Origin of the sequence: Sorangium sp. So ce394, from assembly GCF_051474665.1 — a bacterium.
GTDB lineage: Bacteria > Myxococcota_A > Polyangia > Polyangiales > Polyangiaceae > Sorangium > Sorangium cellulosum_D.
In genome coordinates, this window is the sequence record NZ_CP150339.1 from 4,306,239 (window position 1) to 4,323,307 (window position 17,069).

The following is a 17,069-nucleotide window of genomic DNA, read 5'->3' on the forward strand; positions in this document are numbered from 1 at the left end:
GCGGCGGTGAGCCGCAGGCTATCCCGAGGTGCTCAAACCTGCGTCGCGGTATCCGTACCTCGGCCATGTCACGGGCGCTTCGGCCACCCTCTCTATCCGATTGACACGCAGCCGGATTCGGCGTGACGTATGTCCGGGGTGTCGTGTTGCCGCAACGGCGGAACGAACGAGCCGGGCCGTCGAGCGCCGCTCACCTCGATACCCCAGGAGGATCATCATGAAGCGCATCTTCTGGGCGCGGTCCGCGGTCGCGGCCGCCGCATGTCTCGCCGGGCTCTATATCGCCCAAGGTCGCACCGCCATGGGCACGGGCACCGGGCGCTGGACGATGTACGGCAGGGATCTCGCCAACACGCACCACGCGACCGGCGAGAACGAGATTGGGACGTCGAACGTCGGTTCGCTCTCCGTGAAGTGGGCCTTCACGACGACTGGCATCGTCCCCGCGACGCCGGCCGTCGACCACGGCGCGGTGTACTTTCCGGACGGGGGCGGCAACCTGTACAAGCTCGACGCCGAGACCGGGGTCCCGATCTGGACGCGCTCGATCCCCAGCCTCACGGGCACGGCGGACGCCGTCTCGCGCACGAGCCCCGCGCTCCACGGCCACATGATGTTCGTCGGCACCCAGGCCGGCGCGCACATGCTCGCCGTGGACAGCCGCACCGGCGATCTCCTGTGGAAGACGCAGCTCGACCCGCACCCCGCGGCGATCATCACGCAGTCTCCCGTCGTGCACGGCGGGCGCGTGTACGTGGGCGTCTCCTCGCGCGAGGAGCTGTTCGCCGCGGACAACGCGTATCCGTGCTGCTCGTTCCGCGGCAGCGTGGTCGCGCTCGACGCGGTGACCGGGGAGGTGCTCTGGCAGCGCTACTTGGTCCCCGCCGGTTTCACCGGCGGCGCCGTCTGGGGGGGCGCGCCCGCGATCGACCTCGGGCGTCGCACCTTGTACGTGGCCACCGGCAACAACTACACCGTGCCACCGGCCGTCTCCGCGTGCGTGGAGGCGGCCGGCGACGACGCCCTCGCCGTGGAGGCCTGCCTCCCGGCCGACAACTACATCGATGCGATCCTCGCGCTCGACCTCGACACCGGCGCGCTGAAGTGGGCGCGGCGGCTCCAGGGCTTCGATGCATGGACGGGCGCGTGCTACTTCGGCGGCGACTGGTGCCCTGATCCGGCGGGCCCGGATTACGACTTCGGCACGGGCGCCACGCTGTTCTCGGCCGGCGCGGGGGCGGAGCGCCGCGATCTGGTCGGCGCCGGCCAGAAGAGCGGCATCTTCTGGGCGCTCGACCGGGACGACGGGAGCGTGGTGTGGAGCACGCTGGTCGGCCCCGGCGGGGAGCTGGGCGGCATCATGTGGGGAGTCGCCGTGGACGAGAGCCGGATCTACGTGCCGATCGGCAACAACGGCGGGGTCGAGTACACGCTGGAGCCCTCCGGCCAGGTCGTCTCGTGGGGATCGTGGAGCGCGCTCGACACCGCGACGGGCGACATCCTGTGGCAGACGCCCGATCCCACGCCGGGCGCGCAGGATCGGGGGCCGCTGACGGTCGCGAACGGCGTGCTCTACGCCGGCTCGATGAGCGGCAACGTGCACGCCCTGAGCGCCGCGACGGGCGCGATCCTCTGGAGCCATCCGGCCGACGGCTCGGTCAGCGCCGGGCCGGCGGTGGCGCGCGGCACGGTGTACTGGGGGAGCGGCTACGAGAGCTTCGGGATCGGCACGCCGGGCAACACGCTGTTCGCGTTCAGCTTGCCGTAACGCTGCCCGCAGGCAATCCGCAGGTCGAGCGCGGCCCGCGCTCCGATCGCCCTCCCCATCGCGCCAGCGCGTCGGCCGGACGTCCCTGGAGCGCCTCGACCGACACTCCTCCTGAGCAAAGCACGTGGCGAATTGTCGCAGTGGGGCGCGCGTGCAGGTCGCGCGTGAAAGGTAACGACACGTGATGACATGTCCTCATCGGGCTCCGGCGCATCGTTGCAAACCCCTCTCGTGCGCTTTTTCAACAGACGCTCAGCCCGCACGCCTGGATCGTGACTTGCAATCTCGCGGAACATGCATCGACACACCGCTCTCGGACTGGCAATCATGGGTCTCTCGCTGACGCTCGGCTGCGTCGGCGAAGTTGAAACCGCGGAGGCGCTCGACGAGAGCGCCGATGCATTCTCGACGGCGCCCGGCGAGCCGAACCACGAGGAGATCACCCACACGGCCCTGTCGTTCCTGAAGCCCGCCGTGCTCACCGCCCTGAAGGTCGGGAACGTGTCCACGGACGTCGCGTTCCATTTCAGCAACGCCGCCCACTTCGATGACTGCAACTTCAGCGGAGGCGCCGCCTTCGTCGCCGCGAGTCAAGCCGAGGCGGTGCGCGCGCTGGGCCCGGGCATTCCGCTCCTGGATGGGGATGCCCGGGCCATGCTGGCCTTCGGGCGTTCGCTCCACGCGGTGCAGGACTTCTACGCACACACGAACTGGGTCGAGCTCGGCGGCGACGTCCTCGTGGACGAGTCGCTCACCGCTTTCCCCGCGCTCGCGCCGTATTCCGCGATCCCGTCGACGGGCTTCATCGTCGTGCAGGGCGACAAGCCGAAGCGAGCGGCGGTGACGCGCGACGCCCGCGCACCGTACCCGAAGTACGCCATCGTGACGGTCCGGGTCGAGCGGAAGAAGGCCTATGGGCTCGTCTCGGGTACGGTCGAGTACGAGCAGGGGGACTACTGTCCGCCTCCGGTCGCGATGACGCACGACGAGCTCAGCAAGGACAAAACCTCATTGACGGATCGCACGGCGCAGCACCTGGCGGCGAAGTCGCTCGCCGTCCAGCAGACACGTCATGAGTGGTGCCGGCTCAATCAGCTGGCGCACGACGCGTGGGGCGACGCCGGGACCGCGCGCCTCGCGGCGTGGGTCGCCGACCCGAGCTCGGCGCCCGACTGCGGCGTCCAGTGACGGTCTTCGAGCTCCTGCGGTATCCGGGGCGCGCGGCGCCCGCGACCCGCTCTTCGGCCCGTCACAAGGTGAGGGCCATGTAGCGGGTGCCGGCGACCGGGTTGTGCCGGTAGGGGGCGACGTCCTTGAACCCGAGCGCCTCGTACATCGCCGCCGCGCGAACCATCGACGGCAGCGTGTCGAGGAAGATCCGCCGGTACCCGATCGCGCGCGCCTCGTCGAGCACCCGGGCGACGAGCCGCCGCCCGAGCCCGAGGCCGCGCTGCCCCGGCCGCACATAGAGCCGCTTCATCTCGCCGTCCTCGGAGGTGATGGCTTGCAGCGCGACGCAGCCATGCGGCGCCCGCTCGACGGTGCAGAGCAGGAGTCGGCCCGACGGCGGGGCATAGGAGCCGGGGAGGCGCGCCAGCTCCTCGGCGAAGCCCTGGAAGCAGAGGTCGACGTCGAGCGACGCCTGGTACTCGAGAAACAGCGTGCGGACCTGCTCGATCTGCTCGGGGCTGGCGGCGTGCTCGACCTCGATCATGGGCCTCTCTCATTACCATAAATGCCCTCTTCCGCGGGCCCGAGAGGTCCCTGCTCCGGCGGCGCCGGCGCGCTCACGCGAAGGCGATGATGGGCTTCACGTCCGCCGGCTTTCGCACGAGCGCCTCGGCCCAGCGGTCGAGCGGGACCCGGCGGGTGAGGAGGCGGTCGAGCCAGCCTTGATCCGCCCGGGCGAGCGACGCGGCGGCCGCCTCGTAGTGCCGCCGATTCGCGTTGACCGTGCCGAAGACGACCGTGTTCTCGAGCACCATCTCGCGGTTCAGCCCCTGCACGTCGACCGGGAGCGTCCGCCCGCCCGACGACACCCCGGCGAGGCACACCAGGCCGACCGGCGCCACGACCTGCATCGCGTCGTAGATGAGCCGCCCGACGCCCGTGCACTCGATGACCACGTCCACGCCCGCCCCGGCCTCCTGCACGCTGCTCGCGTGGTACGTCGCCCCGAGATCGCGCACGAGGCCGGGCTTCGGCCCCTCGGTCACCCGGTCGAGCACGCGCACCTCGAGGCCGCGCTCCACGCCGAGCAGCGCCGCGAGCAGGCCGATGGGGCCCGCCCCGGTGACGAGCACGCTCCGCGGCCGCCAGGTCGTCCGCGCGCCGATGCGCTCGATCTGGTCCCACGCCTTGGCCACGACGCTCGCCGGCTCGAGCAGCACGCCGCGCTCGCCGAGCTTCTTGTCGACGACCACCGCGAACTCGGGCTCGATGCGGTACCGCTCCGAGGCGTAGCCGTCGATCGCCTTGATGCCGCGCTCGGTGTAGCGGCCGTTGCGGCACATGTCCCACTCGCCCGCCGCGCAGCTCGCGCACGGGACCGGATCGGGGCGGCGCACGATCCCCACCACCCAGTCGCCCCGGTCGAGCCCGCTCCCGGGCGGCGCCTCGAGCACCTCGCCGAGCGACTCGTGCCCGATCACGAGCCGCGCCTTGCCCGGCGGCGCCCACCCGTAACCGCCGCCCACGATCTCGACGTCCGTGCCGCACACGCCGACGGCGAGCGTCTTGACCAGCACCGGCCCGTGCGCGATGGGCGGCTCGGGGATGTCGTCCAGGCGCCCGGAGCTCGGTTTGCCGGGCTCGACCGTGATGGCGCGCATCGAGCTCTCCTTTCTTCGTGTGAGCCTCAACGAGATCGATGAGCCGCGGGCCCCGCGCGGTCCAGGGCAAGATTGAACGCGGTGTCGACCAGCGCCAGATGGCTGAACGCCTGGGGGAAGTTCCCGAGCAGCCGCTCGCTCGCGGGGTCGTACTCCTCCGAGAGCAGGCCGACGTCGTTGCGCAGGGCGAGCAGCCGCTCGAACAGCGCCCGCGCCTCGGCGGCGCGGCCCATGAGGGCGTAGCAGTCCGCCAGCCAGAAGCTGCACGCGAGGAACACCCCCTCGCCGCCGGGCAGGCCGTCGATCGCCCCCGCCGGGCCGGTCGGGTAGCGGAGCACGAAGCCCCCGCGCAGGAGCTCGCGCTCGATCGCGCGCACCGTGCCCGCGACGCGCGGGTCGTCCGGCGGGAGGAAGCCGACGAGCGGGATGAGCAGCGTGCTCGCGTCGAGCACCTGGCTGCCGTACGACTGCGTGAACGCGCCGCGGCCCCGGTCGAACCCCTTCTCGCACACCTCGGCGTGCACCGCGTCGCGCAGCGCGCGCCAGCGGTCGACCGGGCCTTCCAGCCCGAGCTGCTCGACGGTCTTCACGGCGCGATCGAACGCGACCCAGGCCATCACCCGCGAATAGGTGAAGGGGCGCGGCCCGCCCCGCACCTCCCAGATGCCCTCGTCGGGCCGGCGCCAGTTCGACTCGAGGAAGTCCATCAGCTTGCGCTGGAGGCGCCAGGCCTCCGGCTCCGGCGCGAGGCCGGTGCGGCGCGCCTGGTACATCGTGTCCATCACCTCGCCGTAGACGTCGAGCTGGAGCTGCGCGACCGCGGCGTTGCCGGCGCGCACCGGCCGCGAGCCCTCGTAGCCCGGCAGCCAGGGGAGCTCGACCTCGCGGAGCCGCCGCTCGCCCGCGATGCCGTAGAGGATCTGGAGCTTCGAGGGGTCGCCCGCGATGGCGCGCAGGAGCCAGTCGCGCCAGGCCTCGGCCTCGTCGCTGTGGCCGCCGAGCAGCAGCGCGTAGAGCGTGAGGGTCGCGTCGCGCAGCCAGCAGCAGCGGTAGTCCCAGTTGCGCACGCCGCCGATCCACTCCGGCAGCGAGGTCGTCGGCGCCGCGACGAGCCCGCCGGTGGGCGCGTGGGTGAGGGCCTTGAGCGCGACGAGCGACGAGACGACCGCCTCCCGCCACGGCCCGGCGTGGGCGCAGCGGCCCGACCAGGCGCGCCACCACGCCTCGGCGTTCTGCACCTCGCGCTCGGCGTCGAGCGCCTCGGGCGGCGGCTCGTGCGACGGGTGCCACGTGAGCACGAAGGGGATGCGCTGTCCCGCGTGGACGTCGAAGTCGGCGACCGTGGTGAGCCCCGCGCCGCGGAGCGGCACCCCCGCGCGCAGGATCAGCGCGTCGGGCCCGGCCACCGCGCGCAGCGCGCCGCCGATCGAGCGCACCCAGGGCACGATCGAGCCGTAGTCGAAGCGAATGATGAGCTCCAGGGAGACCGGGACCCGGCCGCGCACGCCCTCGACGACGCGCACGACGTCCGGCGCCCTCCCGCGCAGCGGCATGCAGTCCACGAGCCGGACCGCGCCTTCGGCCGTGGTGAACTCGGTCTCGAGCACGAGCGTGCCCTCGCGGTAGCGGCGCGCGACGCGGGGCGCCGGGTCCTTCGGCGCGATCCGGAAGCGGCCGTGCTCCGGCGCCCCGAGCAGGGCGGCGAAGCAGGCGGCCGAATCGAAGCGCGGCAGGCACAGCCAGTCGATGGAGCCGTCGCGCCCGACCAGCGCCGCGGTCTGCGTGTCCCCGAGCAGCGCGTAATCCTCGATCCGCAGCGGCATGCGAGCTCCCCGACCGGCGCGGCGGCGAGCGCCGGCGCCACGCGCTGCGGCGCGAGCACGGAGGATGCCACGCGCCGCGCCGCGGGTCCGGGCGGGTGGTCCGGGCGCGGATGGCCACGCCGTGCACAGCGACGGCCGACGGGCACGACCGTCGTGTGCGGGCGTCGCGGGGCACAACCACGGTGTCGCGGCGCAGCGGACACGACCCTATGGCTCGGGCGCGGCAGAGATTCCTGGGCTGCTCAGAATCGGGGGCCGAGCTCGACGTCGTGTCTTTCGAGGCCGCGCAAGCGACCCGCCTCGGGCGGGATCCACGGTACGATGGTGGAGCGCTCATGCCCGAGGTCCTGCGCAACGTCCATTTCATCGTGGCCGTCGATCCCATAGCGAGGATCGTGCGGGTCACGCGGACCGCCGCGCCGTTCGATTCCCTCGAGCAGATCGAGCAGAAGTGCCTGGAAATCATCGCTGCGCTCGCCCCGGTCGACCGGAGCGCGATGTCGCTGCTCCTGGACATTCGGGCGGCTCCGGGGCGAAACGATCCGCAATTCGAAGAGGCGACGCTGCGGCTGCGGACGGCCGCGGTGCGCGGTTTCGGGTGCGTGGCCGTCCTCGTGGCCACCTCCGCCGGGGCGCTGCAGGTCCGGCGCCATAGCCGGGAGGACGGCGTCGATCGCATCATCAGCGACAGCGAGGACGAGCTGCTCGCCTACATCGCCAACGCGCCGCCGCGCTATCGCTGATCGCGGCCTCCGGGGGGCGCGGATCTCATCTCGCGCCCCCTCGCCGCGGGCTCGGCGCTTCAGCCGATCTTTCCGCGGGACGCGGAGCGCGGCACGCCTATACTCGCGCCGTGCCCACCGCCGAGGAGATCACGAAGCACCACGAGCCCGCCCCGGGTCAGAACCCGTGGGTGAACGGCCCGCCGGCGCCGGCGCCGGCGCCGATCGCCGTCGTCGACTACGACGAGCGCTGGCCGGGGCTGTTCGACGTTGTCGCGCGGAAGATCCGCGCCGCCCTTGGCGACGCCGCGCTGGCGATCGAGCACGTCGGCTCGACCTCGGTGAAAGGGCTGCACGCCAAGCCGACGATCGACGTCGACCTCACCGTCGCCGATCCCGCCGACGAGCGCGCGTACGTCCCCGCGCTGTCGAGCGCCGGGTTCACGCTGGTCATTCGCGAGCCGGAGTGGCACGAGCACCGGTGCCTCCAGCTCGCCGAGCCGAGCAGCAACGTGCATGTCTTCGGCCCCGACTGTCCGGAGGTGATCCGCCACCGGATGTTCCGCCAGTGGCTCACCGAGCACCCGGAGGATCTCGAGCTCTACCGCCGGGCGAAGCTCGCGGCCGCGTCCGCGATCTCGGCGGGCAGCGGCATGGTGATGGACTACAACAAGCACAAGGAGCCGGTGATTCGCGCGATCTACGAGCGGATGTTCCGCGCGAGCGGGCTCACTCGCTGAAGGGCGCGCCGGCCTCGCGGCGCAAGGGCAAAGGGAAGAAGCGGCCGAGCGCCGCGTCCCGTGCCGTCCTGTGATGCGGTCCGACTCTTCTCGAAAGAATAGTTAGACTAACTTATCGTGCATCACGCATCCGAGATCCCCCCACGGCCCGCAGGATCGCCGTGCGGTGCGGGTCGCTCGGGATCGTTGACAGGCGCTCACGAAGACGGATTACATGCCGCTTCGCGCCGGCAGAATTGTTCAGCACCGCGCGGCCGGGTACCGGCCGGGCGGGGGAAAGGGAGAGTGAGGCGTGCGCGCAACCTTCATTCACGGCATCCGCGACGTCCGGTTCGGCGAGGTCGAGCCTCCGCAGCCGCGCGACGGCATGGTGATGATCCAGGTCGCCGGCTGCGGGATCTGCGGCAGCGATCTGCATTATTACCTGGAGGGGGGGATCGGCTCGGCGCAGATCCACCGCGCCTTCGTGCCGGGACACGAGCTCGCCGGCTGGGTCGTCCAGGACCATCCGGAGCTGGGCCTGTCCAGGGGGCAGCTGGTCGCCGTCGACCCCGCGCACTCCTGCGGCCGCTGCGAGTGGTGCCAGCGCGGCCACGTGAACCTGTGCCCCTTCGTGGAGTTTCTGGGGGCGCCGCCGCTCCATGGCGGCATGACGGAGCGGGTCGTCGTGCATCCCGACCAGGTCGTGCCGGTCCCGGCGGGCTTCTCGGTGCGCCGGGCGGTGATGCTGGAGCCGCTCGGCGTCGCGATCCACGCCATCGACCTCGCCCGGCCCCACCTGCAGGAGACGGTGGTGGTGCTGGGCTGCGGGCCGATCGGCCTGTGCCTGGTCCAGCTCGCGCGCCGCTCGGGCGCCGCCCGCGTCTTCGCCATCGACCCCGTGGCCTACCGGGCCGAGGCGGCGCGCCGGCTGGGCGCGCACGACGCGGCGCCGGCGCTGGCGGCCGTCCTGGAGTGGACGGGCGGCCGGGGCGCCGATCTCGTGCTCGAGGCGACGAACTCGCCCGACGGCTTCCACCACGCGGCCGAAGCCGCGCGCATCGGCGGGCGGATCCTGCTGGCGGGCATCCCCGAGGGCGACCGCTACGCTTTGCCGGCGGCGCTGTGCCGCCGCAAGGGGCTGAAGGTGAAGTTCTCCCGGCGCATGGGGCATGTGTACCCGCGGGCGATCCACATGGTCGCCGAGGGCGCGGTGGACGTCGATTCTATCGTCACCCACCGCTTCGATCTGTCGGACGCCGAGAAGGGTTTCCGTTTGCAGGCGGATTGTCAGGACGGGGCGCTGAAATCGATCATCGTCCCGGAGGACGGCGGCACCCCGTTCTGATACAGGCTCAGTCGCCGAGGACGACGCGGAAGATGCGCTCGTTGCTGTTGTTGGGGACGCTGTCCGTGCCCCCGGTGTTGGTCGTCGTCAGCCAGAGATTGCCGTCCAGGGTGGGCTCGACGGTGCGGAGGCGGCCGTAGGTGCCCACGAACAGCTGCTGCACGCTGGTGAGGCTGCTCCCGCTGATGACCGCGCGGTACATCCGTGTCCCCCGCTGGCACGCGGCGTAGAAGACGTCGTCCACGATCGCGATCCCGCTGCACGACCCCTCGGAGGTCGGGTACGTGAGCTTGGGCGCGATGTAGCCCGCCGTGCCGCACCCGCTGCCGCCTTGCGAGACGGTGCCCTCGCAGTTCGGCCAGCCGTAGTTGCCGCCTTTCTGGATGAGGTTGGTCTCATCCATCACGGTGTTGCCGAACTCCTGCTCCCAGAGCCGACCCATGGAGTCGAACGCCAGCCCCTGCGGGTTCCGGTGGCCGTAGCTCCACACGTAGTTCCCGAACGGGTTGTCCGACGGGACCCTGCCGTCGGGCTCGAGCCGCAGGACCTTCCCGGCGAGGCTGCTCGTGTCCTGCGCCAGGTTCGCGTTCTGCGCGTCGCCCGTCGTCGCGTAGAGCTTGCCGTCCGGTCCCCACCGCAGCCGGCCGCCGTTGTGGTACTTGTTGCGGGGGATGCCCGAGATCAGCACCTGCTCGGTGGACGTGTCGAGCTGGTTGCCGACGACCTGGATCCGCACGATCCGGTTGTCCGTGGGCGACGTGTGCATGATGTAGAGCCAGCGGTCGGTCTCGAACGTCGGCGCGATGGCCAGCCCCATCAGGCCCCCTTCGCCGTCCGTGCCCGCGACGTTAGGCACCGTGCCGATCGAGGTCTTCGCGCCGGTGCTCGGGTTGAGCTGGACGATGTCGTCCGCGTCCCTCCGGCTGTAGAGGACCGTGCCGTCCGGCAGCGAGACCAGGCCCCACGGGAGGTCGGTGTCCGTGGCGACCTGGACGACCTCGCAGACCCCCGAGCTGCAGCCCGACCCCGTCGACGACCATCGCTGGTTCGTCTGGTTGTTGCAGGTCCAGATCTGAACGGCGGTGCCGTTGGTCGTCCGCTGCCCCTCCACGTCCAGGCATAGCCCCGACTGCTGGTGGACGATGGCGCCGGCCGAGCTCCTCGTCCATTTCTGGCGAGCCTGGCCGCTGCAATTGGCGATCACAGCCTTGGTCCCCGCGGTGGTCGCGCCGTTCGCCGGCTCGACGCACCGGGTGCCGCCGTAGACCTGGAGCTCACCGGCGGATGTGAAATTGAAGCTCTGGTTGTCCTGTCCATTGCAGGTGTAGATCTGCAGGGCGGTCCCTGTCGTGGTGCTCCTCCCTTTCACGTCCAGGCATTTCCCGGACGCGACGCTGGTCAACGGGGCGCCCGTCACGGCGGCCGCCTCGTCGGTGTCGAGCGCCTCCGGGTCTGCGCCTGGATCGTCGATGCAGCCGGCAGGGAAGAGCGCCAGCGTGGCCAGTCCGGTCAACCAGTACCGAGAACATCCATGTCTCTTCATGATCGTTCCATCCATGTTGGCAGTCCGTTTGCTCGCCGAAAGGTCATCCCGGGCGAGGCCGAAGCGACGTCCTGGCATCGATTTCGTAGGGCCTCGTCCGACCTGGCTCGCGACGGAATTTGACAATCGACGGCGATTGACGGTGATCGACGATGATCGCGCGGCTACGACGATGAAGCCTGCTTGGCTTACCATGCTCGACCACGTTCGCAACGGGTTTCCATGACCTGGAACCAGAAGGTTTCATGATGCAATGTCATCATCTTGTTTCGCTCCGGCGGCCTCAGCCGCGAAGCCAATGACCCTCGGCGCCCGCTCTCGCCCGATAGGCCGACGAGCATTGCATGGCGCAAAAGCGCCTCACCGAGCGTTCTGTGGAGCAAAATGCCTCACCCGGCGGCGCTGCGATGCCGCGTGCCGTTGCCGTGCTCCGCCGCGGATCGCGGGGGGCGGCCGCCGGCGCCGGCGAAGCTGCACAGTTGTCGTGTACGTGCCTTCGCTCGACGGCTCGCGGGCACGCGGCGGTGGCAGCGAGAGACGGTGCGCCGTTGTCCCACCATGGTGCACGCCGGCCGCTCGATGGCTGTCGGCGCTGCGATCGCCGTCGCGGCGCTCTCTATCCAGGTATCGGGAGGAGCGGGGAGCCGCGGCGCCTCGTGGATGGCGCCTCGCGGCATCCCCCGGGCGACCTGGACGCGCGCCGTCCCAATCGACACGTGAGTACGGCAGCACACAGAGCACCCAAGATGCCCCGAGCGGGCGAGCGTGGTGGAGCGCTCGAGGCGCGCCGGTAACCCGTCTGCTCGACATGGATTCTCGACACTGACGGCTCGATCGAGGTAGTCTGCCAAGCTGGACATGCCACAGCCAGACAGCACGACCAGCACGCTCGACGACTTTTTCCTGCATTGTACGGAGCTGGTCTTCATCGCCGGCGAGGGTGGCGCGCTGCTCCGCGCGAGCCGCGCGCTCACGCGCGCGATGGGCGCCGAGCTCCTCGACGGGGAGTCTGCAGCAGGGCTCGGCCCCCTGGTTCATCCGGACGACAGGCGCTCGTTCGACGAGGCGTGGCGGCGTGTCCGCGCCGCGGCGGAGCCCATGGCCGTCGACGTGCGGCTGAAGACGGCCGACGGATCCTTCAAGTACTTCCAGTGCGACGCGCGATGGGTGCCCGAGAAGGAAGAGGTCTATGGAACGCTCCGCGACGCCGAGGAGCGCATCGAGCACGAGATACAGCTGAAGCTCCTCCGGGCGATCAACGACCACCTCCCCGTCTGCCTGTGGGCGATCGACGCGCGGGGGGAGTTCGTCCTCCACGACGGGAAGGGGCTCGAGTCCGCGGGGCTCAAGCCGGGGCAGTTCGTCGGCCTCAACATCTTCGAGATCTACCCGGAGTCGGGCACGGCGGTCCTGCGTAAGGCGCTCGAGGGCACGATGTCGACCTTCGTGAACGAGATCGACGGCGTCCACTGGGAGGCCTGGTATCTCCCCATCCAGAACGAGCGCGGCGACGTCACCCACGTCGCGGGGGTCACCCTCGACGTCACGGCCTCGAAGCGGATCGAGCAGGAGCTCCGCGCGAAGCTCGATCTCATCGAGCGGCAGCAGCAGGTCATCCGCTCGCTGTCGACGCCGATCATCCAGGTGTGGGATCGCGTGCTCACGCTGCCCCTCGTGGGCATGCTCGATAGCACGCGCGCCGCCGACGTGATGGAAAGCGTGCTCCGCGAGGTCGTCCGGACGCAGGCGCGCTATGCCATCCTCGATCTCACCGGGATCGACGCGATGGACACGGAGACGGCGAACCACCTCTTGAGGCTCTCCGCGGCCATCAAGCTCCTCGGCGCCGAGGGGATCATCACGGGCATCCACCCGGCGATCGCCCAGACCATCGTCGGGCTCGGCGTGGATCTCTCGTCGATCGAGACGCGCTCGACGCTGCGCCAGGGGCTCGAGCACTGCATTCGCAGCATGCGCCGCAGCGCCACGTAGCGCGCGTGTAGCGCGGCTCACCAGCGCTGGCCGCGCGGCGCGAGGTGGACAATCTGACAGCGTGCGTCGACGTCGCCGGCGAGCGCCGGGCGGACGACGGCTCCGCACGTGCGCCCGAACCTGTGGAGCTCGAGCGTCGAACCTGCCACATGATGACACGATGACGCGATGACGCGATGACGCGATGACGCGATGACGCGACGCCCTCGCGTCAGATCCTGAAGCTCGGGGCAATCTGTCCTTGACGGAGTTTGTTAAGATATTTAGGTTATATCTTTGATCCTTGGCGACTTGCATACGCCCACCGAAAGGGGTGAGTTCCATGAGCACGAACGGCGATCGTTTCAGCGGCTTTCTGCGTCGTGCCTTGCCGGCGGCCTCCGCGCTCGCGCTGGCGGGCGCCGTCACCATGTCGATCGCGAAGCCCGCGGAGGGCACGCCCCCGAACGGCCTGCCGGAGCTCAAGGCGCTGCAGGAGATCGAGCAGCTCGAGTACTGCTACGCGGCCGGGACCGACGCGATCGGCCGCGGTGATCTGGAGACGGGCAAGGCGATCTACGCGAGGTGCTTCACCGAGGACGCGCCCGTCATCATCTGGGAAGCCGGCGCCGATCCGGGCGACCCGCCGGTGGTCTCGGTGCCCAGCGCCGAGGCCTGGGCCGATTTCATCGACGTCCTGTTCGCGGAGTCCGGTTATGTGGGCACGCAGCACCTGATCAGCAACGTTCGTATCGACATCCTCCCTGGCGGCCGCCGGGCGAAGATCACCTCCTACCTGATCGCGACGCACGTCTACGACCCGCTGAGCAGCGTCCAGGTGGCGCACGGCACCTACGAGAACGAGGCAGTCTTGACGAGCTCGGGCTGGAAGCTCAGCAAGCGCACGTTCCGCACCCTCTCGTTCATGCGCATCGACTCGCCGGAGCCCTGAGCGAGCGCCGCGCGCGCAGCTCAGGGGACGAACGCGATGTCGTCGACGAGCATGTCGAACACGGTCGACTTCGCCGTGTGGAACTCGATCGAATAGACGTGCGCGGCGTCGAACGCCGGGGGCGCCGGGACGCCCCAGCCGTCCGTGCTGAGGATGGAGAACATGACGGTGTACTGCGCCCACTCGGTCGTGAGGTCGAGCCCCTCGCCGAAATGGTCGCCGCAGCCCGAGCCCTCGCACACGCCGCCTTCGCGATCGGTGTTGCGGTCGGGGAAGTTCACGTAGATGTGCGTCGGCGCCGCCGCCTTGGCCCAGAAGGTCAGGCCCACGTAGGCGGAGGCGTCGTAGCTCAACTTCGCTCCTCCCGGGGCGAGGTTCAGGTCGAACCCCATCCCGGCCCCCCTCGTGACGAAGCCGCTCCCGGCGACGTGGGCGGCGTAGTTGCTCGGGTCGTGCCCGGGCGAGACCGGGACGAAAGGGCGGCCGGGCAAAGGCGTCTGCGTGCCGCTCCGGGTCCCGTCGTTGTACGTGTACCAGCTGCCGACGCGGCCCTGGCACCGGAGGATCGCGCTGTCGCCGTCCTCGAGGTCGTCCAGGAGCGCCGTGCAGGGAGGCGGCTCGGCCCCGGCGTCCGAGGCGCCGGCGCCCCCGGCTCCCGCGGCGCCGCCCGTGCCCGCGGCGCCGCCAGAGCCCGCGGTGCCGCCCGCGCCCGCGGCGCCGCCATCGAGGCCGAACGGGTCGGGGTCGTACTCGCCGGACGAGATGCCGAGGACGAGGCCGCACCCGGCCGCGAGCACCGACGCGCAGAGGCCGGCGGCGAGCACCCGGAGGCGCATCAGAAGCTGCCTCGCACGAGCGCGCCGCCCAGCGTGGGCGTCAGCCCGACCGACGCGCCCTTCGACGGGCTCGGCGCGGTCAGCCAGAGCACGCCGCCGCCGGCGATGGCCGCGAGGCCGACGCCGAAGACCACCGTCGCGACGTTGGCGCGCGCCACGGCGCCGTCGCGGATGTCCATGCCGCGCTTGTCGCAGCGGTCGCCGTTGCAGAACGGGCGCGACTCGTTGAACCGCGCTTTCGCCGCGAAGCCGAGCGCCGTCCCGACGCCCACGGCCACGATCCCCGCGCCGCCCGTCACGAGCGCGAGCGTGCGGCGCCCGCTGCCGTCGCCGCCCGCGTCCGCCGACGCGGGGTCGTCCTCCAGCGCGCGCACGACGAGGGTCGAGGTCGCGCCGCCCGGCTCGACCTCGACCTGCGCCGTCCACGCTCGCTTGCCCGGCGCGCTCGCCTCGACGACGTGGGTCCCCGCGTCGACGGGCATGGGCACGCCCCACTGGCCGGGGCCGACCGGCGTGCCGTCGCGCTTCACCTCGAGGCCCGGCGTGCTCGCGGCCTCGACGGCCACCGTGAGGCGCGAGACCTTCGGCTGGACGGCCGCCGCGCGCTCGCGCGCCTTCGCCTCCTTCGCCGGGTCGCCGCTCGCGCGCACCCGGGCGGCGACCTCGAGGAACTGCGCCCACGCGGACGCCATCTTGCCGACGCGCTCGTAGCAATCGGCGAGGAAGTACCGGGTGTTGACGCTGTCGTAGAGGCGCAGGCTCTCCTCGTACTTGGGGCAGGCGCGCGCCGCCTGGCCGGCGTCGACGAGCGCCCCCGCCTCCCGGAACAGCGCCACGGCGCCCGCCTTGTCGTCGGCCCTCGCCGCGGGGCCTCCCGCGAGCGTCGCCGTCAGGCCGGCGCCGATCGCGCAGAGGCCTGCGATCCACCTGGGCCCGCGCGTCGCTCGGCTCGTCGTCTGCGGCGGCGTCATCGTGTCGGCGAGGGTATCAGAAGACGTCGCGCTGGAAGGGATCCGCGCCGGTGGGCCGCTTCGGGAACGGCGCGTTGCGCCTCGGGGGAGCCGAGCCGGTCGGCTTCGCGGGCCTCGGCGCTGCGGTGGGCGTGGCGCGCGCCTGGTCGTGCTGCCCCTCGGCCGACGCGCCGGCCGACGCGCCGGGCGCGGCGCCGGGCGGCGGCGCGGCGCTCGCGGAAGGCTTGGCCGCCGCGGGAGGAGGCTCGTCCGCCGCGGGAGGGGGCTCGTCCGCCGCGGGCGACGGCGCGGCGCTCGCGGAAGGCTCGATGGCCACGGAAGGCGCGGCGCTCGGGGGCGCGGCGCGGGGCTCCGCCTGAGCGCCCTGCGCGCCCTCGGTCGGCGCGGTCTCGGGCGATAGGCGCGAGAGGAACACGCCGCCGGCCACGACCGCGAGGCCGAGCCCGAGCGCGATGGGGAGGACGCGCCGCTCGAGCGACGCTGGCCTGCGGTTCGTCGTGCCGACCGGCACGATCGTGTGCGCTCCGTCGGCGGGCATGGCCGCCGCGGCGGTGGCGGCTCCGGGCGCCGAGGCCGCGAGCACAGCGCCGCCCTGCGGCGGGGCTGCCGCCGGGAGCGCGCCGCGCAGCGCGCCGAAGAGGCGCTCGGCGGCCGCGCGCAGGTGCGGCGGGGCGAAGGGCACGAGCGCGAGCGCGAAGTCCGCGGCGGTGGAGAAGCGGCGATCGCGATCGCGCGCGATCGCCGTGAGGATCGCCTGCTCCAGGGGCTCCGGGATGTCCGGGCGCAGCGCGCGGGGGCGCTGCGGCTCGCCCTGCGTGACCAGATAGACGAGCTGCGCGAGCTCCAGCGCGACGAACGGCGTTCGCCCCGTGAGCAGCTGGAAGAGCACGACGCCCAGCGAATAGATGTCCGCGCGGCCGTCGACGTCGCTCGCCGAGCGGAGCTGCTCGGGGGACATGTAGAGGGGCGAGCCGAGCACGCCCCCGACCCGCGTCAGCGCGTGGTCTTCCGCGTGCGACATCTTCGAGATCCCGAAGTCGAGCACCTTGACGCACGGCGAGCCGTCCGCGTTCCGCGTGAGGAACAGGTTGCTCGGCTTCACGTCGCGGTGGACGATGCCTTGCGCGTGCGCCTCCGCGAGCGCCTCGCACGCCTGGAGCACGAGGTCGACGGCCAGGGGAACCGAGAGGGGCCCGCTCTCCGCGAGCACGGCGGCGAGGTCCTTCCCCTCGAGGTGGTCCATCACCATGTACGGCGCGCCGTTCTCCAGCGTGCCGACGTCGGCGACGCGCACGACATGCGGGCTGCGGATGCGCACCGCGGCGCGCCCCTCCCTCAGGAAGCGCTGGAGGATCTCTGGATCCTGCACGTACCGCGGCAGGAGCACCTTGATCGCGACGCGATCGTCGAGCGCGAGGTGGCGCGCGGCGACGACGAGCCCCATGGCGCCCCGCCCGAGGACGCTCTCCACGCGGTACTTGCCGAGGAGCACGTCTCCTGGGGCAATTCCAATCGAGAGCTCGTCGGGGGTGGAGGTGGACATGGGAAGGACTGGACGGGGTTGCGCAGGGACGTCCAATATGCC

14 protein-coding genes are annotated in these 17,069 nt (G+C 71.6%); 7 read left to right on the top strand and 7 right to left on the bottom strand.

Going from position 1 to position 17,069, the window contains the following annotated elements:
* Positions 1-217: 217 nt before the first annotated feature.
* Together WMF33_RS15975 and WMF33_RS15980 are read left to right on the top strand one after the other, a co-directional pair.
* Positions 218-1,768 carry an outer membrane protein assembly factor BamB family protein gene (locus WMF33_RS15975; RefSeq protein ID WP_437337934.1) on the top strand — a complete coding sequence of 517 codons (1,551 nt, stop codon included), beginning with the start codon at positions 218-220 and terminating at the stop codon, positions 1,766-1,768.
* Positions 1,769-2,095: 327 nt separating this feature from the next.
* Positions 2,096-2,956 carry a hypothetical protein gene (locus WMF33_RS15980; protein ID WP_437337935.1) on the top strand — a complete coding sequence of 287 codons (861 nt, stop codon included), beginning with the start codon at positions 2,096-2,098 and terminating at the stop codon, positions 2,954-2,956.
* 61 nt (positions 2,957-3,017) lie between these two features.
* Here WMF33_RS15980 and WMF33_RS15985 read toward each other — a convergent pair whose 3' ends face one another.
* The 3 genes from WMF33_RS15985 to WMF33_RS15995 form a co-directional block, all read right to left on the bottom strand.
* Entirely contained in the window at positions 3,018-3,482 is a 465-nt protein-coding gene (locus tag WMF33_RS15985; protein ID WP_437337936.1) for a GNAT family N-acetyltransferase, read from the bottom strand.
* Between the two features lie 73 nt (positions 3,483-3,555).
* The gene (locus WMF33_RS15990) at positions 3,556-4,599 is read right to left on the bottom strand and encodes a glucose 1-dehydrogenase (protein WP_437337937.1); all 1,044 of its coding nucleotides are present in this window, start codon (positions 4,597-4,599) and stop codon (positions 3,556-3,558) included.
* 26 nt (positions 4,600-4,625) lie between these two features.
* Positions 4,626-6,422 carry a glycoside hydrolase family 15 protein gene (locus WMF33_RS15995; RefSeq protein ID WP_437337938.1) on the bottom strand — a complete coding sequence of 599 codons (1,797 nt, stop codon included), beginning with the start codon at positions 6,420-6,422 and terminating at the stop codon, positions 4,626-4,628.
* Between the two features lie 335 nt (positions 6,423-6,757).
* Between WMF33_RS15995 and WMF33_RS16000 the strand changes: the two genes are divergently transcribed.
* The 3 genes from WMF33_RS16000 to WMF33_RS16010 all read left to right on the top strand — a co-directional run bounded on the left by WMF33_RS16000 (position 6,758) and on the right by WMF33_RS16010 (position 9,211).
* Complete coding sequence (locus WMF33_RS16000; protein WP_437337939.1) at positions 6,758-7,165, top strand: hypothetical protein; 408 nt, start codon at positions 6,758-6,760, stop codon at positions 7,163-7,165.
* A gap of 110 nt (positions 7,166-7,275) precedes the next feature.
* Entirely contained in the window at positions 7,276-7,884 is a 609-nt protein-coding gene (locus WMF33_RS16005) for a GrpB family protein (protein WP_437337940.1), read from the top strand.
* Positions 7,885-8,176: 292 nt separating this feature from the next.
* The gene (locus WMF33_RS16010; protein ID WP_437337941.1) at positions 8,177-9,211 is read left to right on the top strand and encodes a zinc-dependent alcohol dehydrogenase; all 1,035 of its coding nucleotides are present in this window, start codon (positions 8,177-8,179) and stop codon (positions 9,209-9,211) included.
* Between the two features lie 7 nt (positions 9,212-9,218).
* On the opposite strand, the gene WMF33_RS16015 is transcribed toward WMF33_RS16010, so the two are convergent.
* Entirely contained in the window at positions 9,219-10,754 is a 1,536-nt protein-coding gene (locus WMF33_RS16015; RefSeq protein WP_437337942.1) for a lectin, read from the bottom strand.
* A gap of 858 nt (positions 10,755-11,612) precedes the next feature.
* Between WMF33_RS16015 and WMF33_RS16020 the strand changes: the two genes are divergently transcribed.
* Positions 11,613-12,746: an STAS domain-containing protein gene (locus tag WMF33_RS16020; RefSeq protein WP_437337943.1), complete on the top strand. Its 1,134-nt coding sequence runs from the start codon at positions 11,613-11,615 to the stop codon at positions 12,744-12,746.
* 322 nt (positions 12,747-13,068) lie between these two features.
* Complete coding sequence (locus WMF33_RS16025) at positions 13,069-13,677, top strand: nuclear transport factor 2 family protein (protein WP_437337944.1); 609 nt, start codon at positions 13,069-13,071, stop codon at positions 13,675-13,677.
* Between the two features lie 20 nt (positions 13,678-13,697).
* Here the strand turns inward: WMF33_RS16025 and WMF33_RS16030 are convergent, their stop codons facing one another.
* From WMF33_RS16030 to WMF33_RS16040, 3 genes are read right to left on the bottom strand one after another with little or no spacing between them, the layout of a single operon-like run.
* On the bottom strand, positions 13,698-14,513 hold the full coding sequence (locus WMF33_RS16030; protein ID WP_437337945.1) for a hypothetical protein: 816 nt from the start codon (positions 14,511-14,513) through the stop codon (positions 13,698-13,700).
* Positions 14,513-15,484 (bottom strand): hypothetical protein, encoded by a 972-nt coding sequence (locus tag WMF33_RS16035; RefSeq protein ID WP_437337946.1) that lies wholly within the window; start codon positions 15,482-15,484, stop codon positions 14,513-14,515. The genes WMF33_RS16030 and WMF33_RS16035 overlap by 1 nt, the downstream gene beginning before the upstream one ends.
* Before the next feature lie 16 nt (positions 15,485-15,500).
* Complete coding sequence (locus WMF33_RS16040; RefSeq protein WP_437337947.1) at positions 15,501-17,027, bottom strand: serine/threonine-protein kinase; 1,527 nt, start codon at positions 17,025-17,027, stop codon at positions 15,501-15,503.
* Positions 17,028-17,069: the final 42 nt, after the last annotated feature.

What these genes read in the sequence shown, in the direction of transcription:
- WMF33_RS15975 (WP_437337934.1), top strand. Translation starts at nt 218, where the DNA reads ATGAAGCGCATCTTCTGGGCGCGGTCCGCGGTCGCGGCCGCCGCATGT.
- WMF33_RS15980 (WP_437337935.1), top strand. Translation starts at nt 2,096, where the DNA reads ATGGGTCTCTCGCTGACGCTCGGCTGCGTCGGCGAAGTTGAAACCGCG.
- WMF33_RS15985 (WP_437337936.1), bottom strand. Translation starts at nt 3,482, where the DNA reads ATGATCGAGGTCGAGCACGCCGCCAGCCCCGAGCAGATCGAGCAGGTC.
- WMF33_RS15990 (WP_437337937.1), bottom strand. Translation starts at nt 4,599, where the DNA reads ATGCGCGCCATCACGGTCGAGCCCGGCAAACCGAGCTCCGGGCGCCTG.
- WMF33_RS15995 (WP_437337938.1), bottom strand. Translation starts at nt 6,422, where the DNA reads ATGCCGCTGCGGATCGAGGATTACGCGCTGCTCGGGGACACGCAGACC.
- WMF33_RS16000 (WP_437337939.1), top strand. Translation starts at nt 6,758, where the DNA reads ATGCCCGAGGTCCTGCGCAACGTCCATTTCATCGTGGCCGTCGATCCC.
- WMF33_RS16015 (WP_437337942.1), bottom strand. Translation starts at nt 10,754, where the DNA reads ATGAAGAGACATGGATGTTCTCGGTACTGGTTGACCGGACTGGCCACG.
- WMF33_RS16020 (WP_437337943.1), top strand. Translation starts at nt 11,613, where the DNA reads ATGCCACAGCCAGACAGCACGACCAGCACGCTCGACGACTTTTTCCTG.
- WMF33_RS16025 (WP_437337944.1), top strand. Translation starts at nt 13,069, where the DNA reads ATGAGCACGAACGGCGATCGTTTCAGCGGCTTTCTGCGTCGTGCCTTG.
- WMF33_RS16030 (WP_437337945.1), bottom strand. Translation starts at nt 14,513, where the DNA reads ATGCGCCTCCGGGTGCTCGCCGCCGGCCTCTGCGCGTCGGTGCTCGCG.
- WMF33_RS16035 (WP_437337946.1), bottom strand. Translation starts at nt 15,484, where the DNA reads ATGACGCCGCCGCAGACGACGAGCCGAGCGACGCGCGGGCCCAGGTGG.
- WMF33_RS16040 (WP_437337947.1), bottom strand. Translation starts at nt 17,027, where the DNA reads ATGTCCACCTCCACCCCCGACGAGCTCTCGATTGGAATTGCCCCAGGA.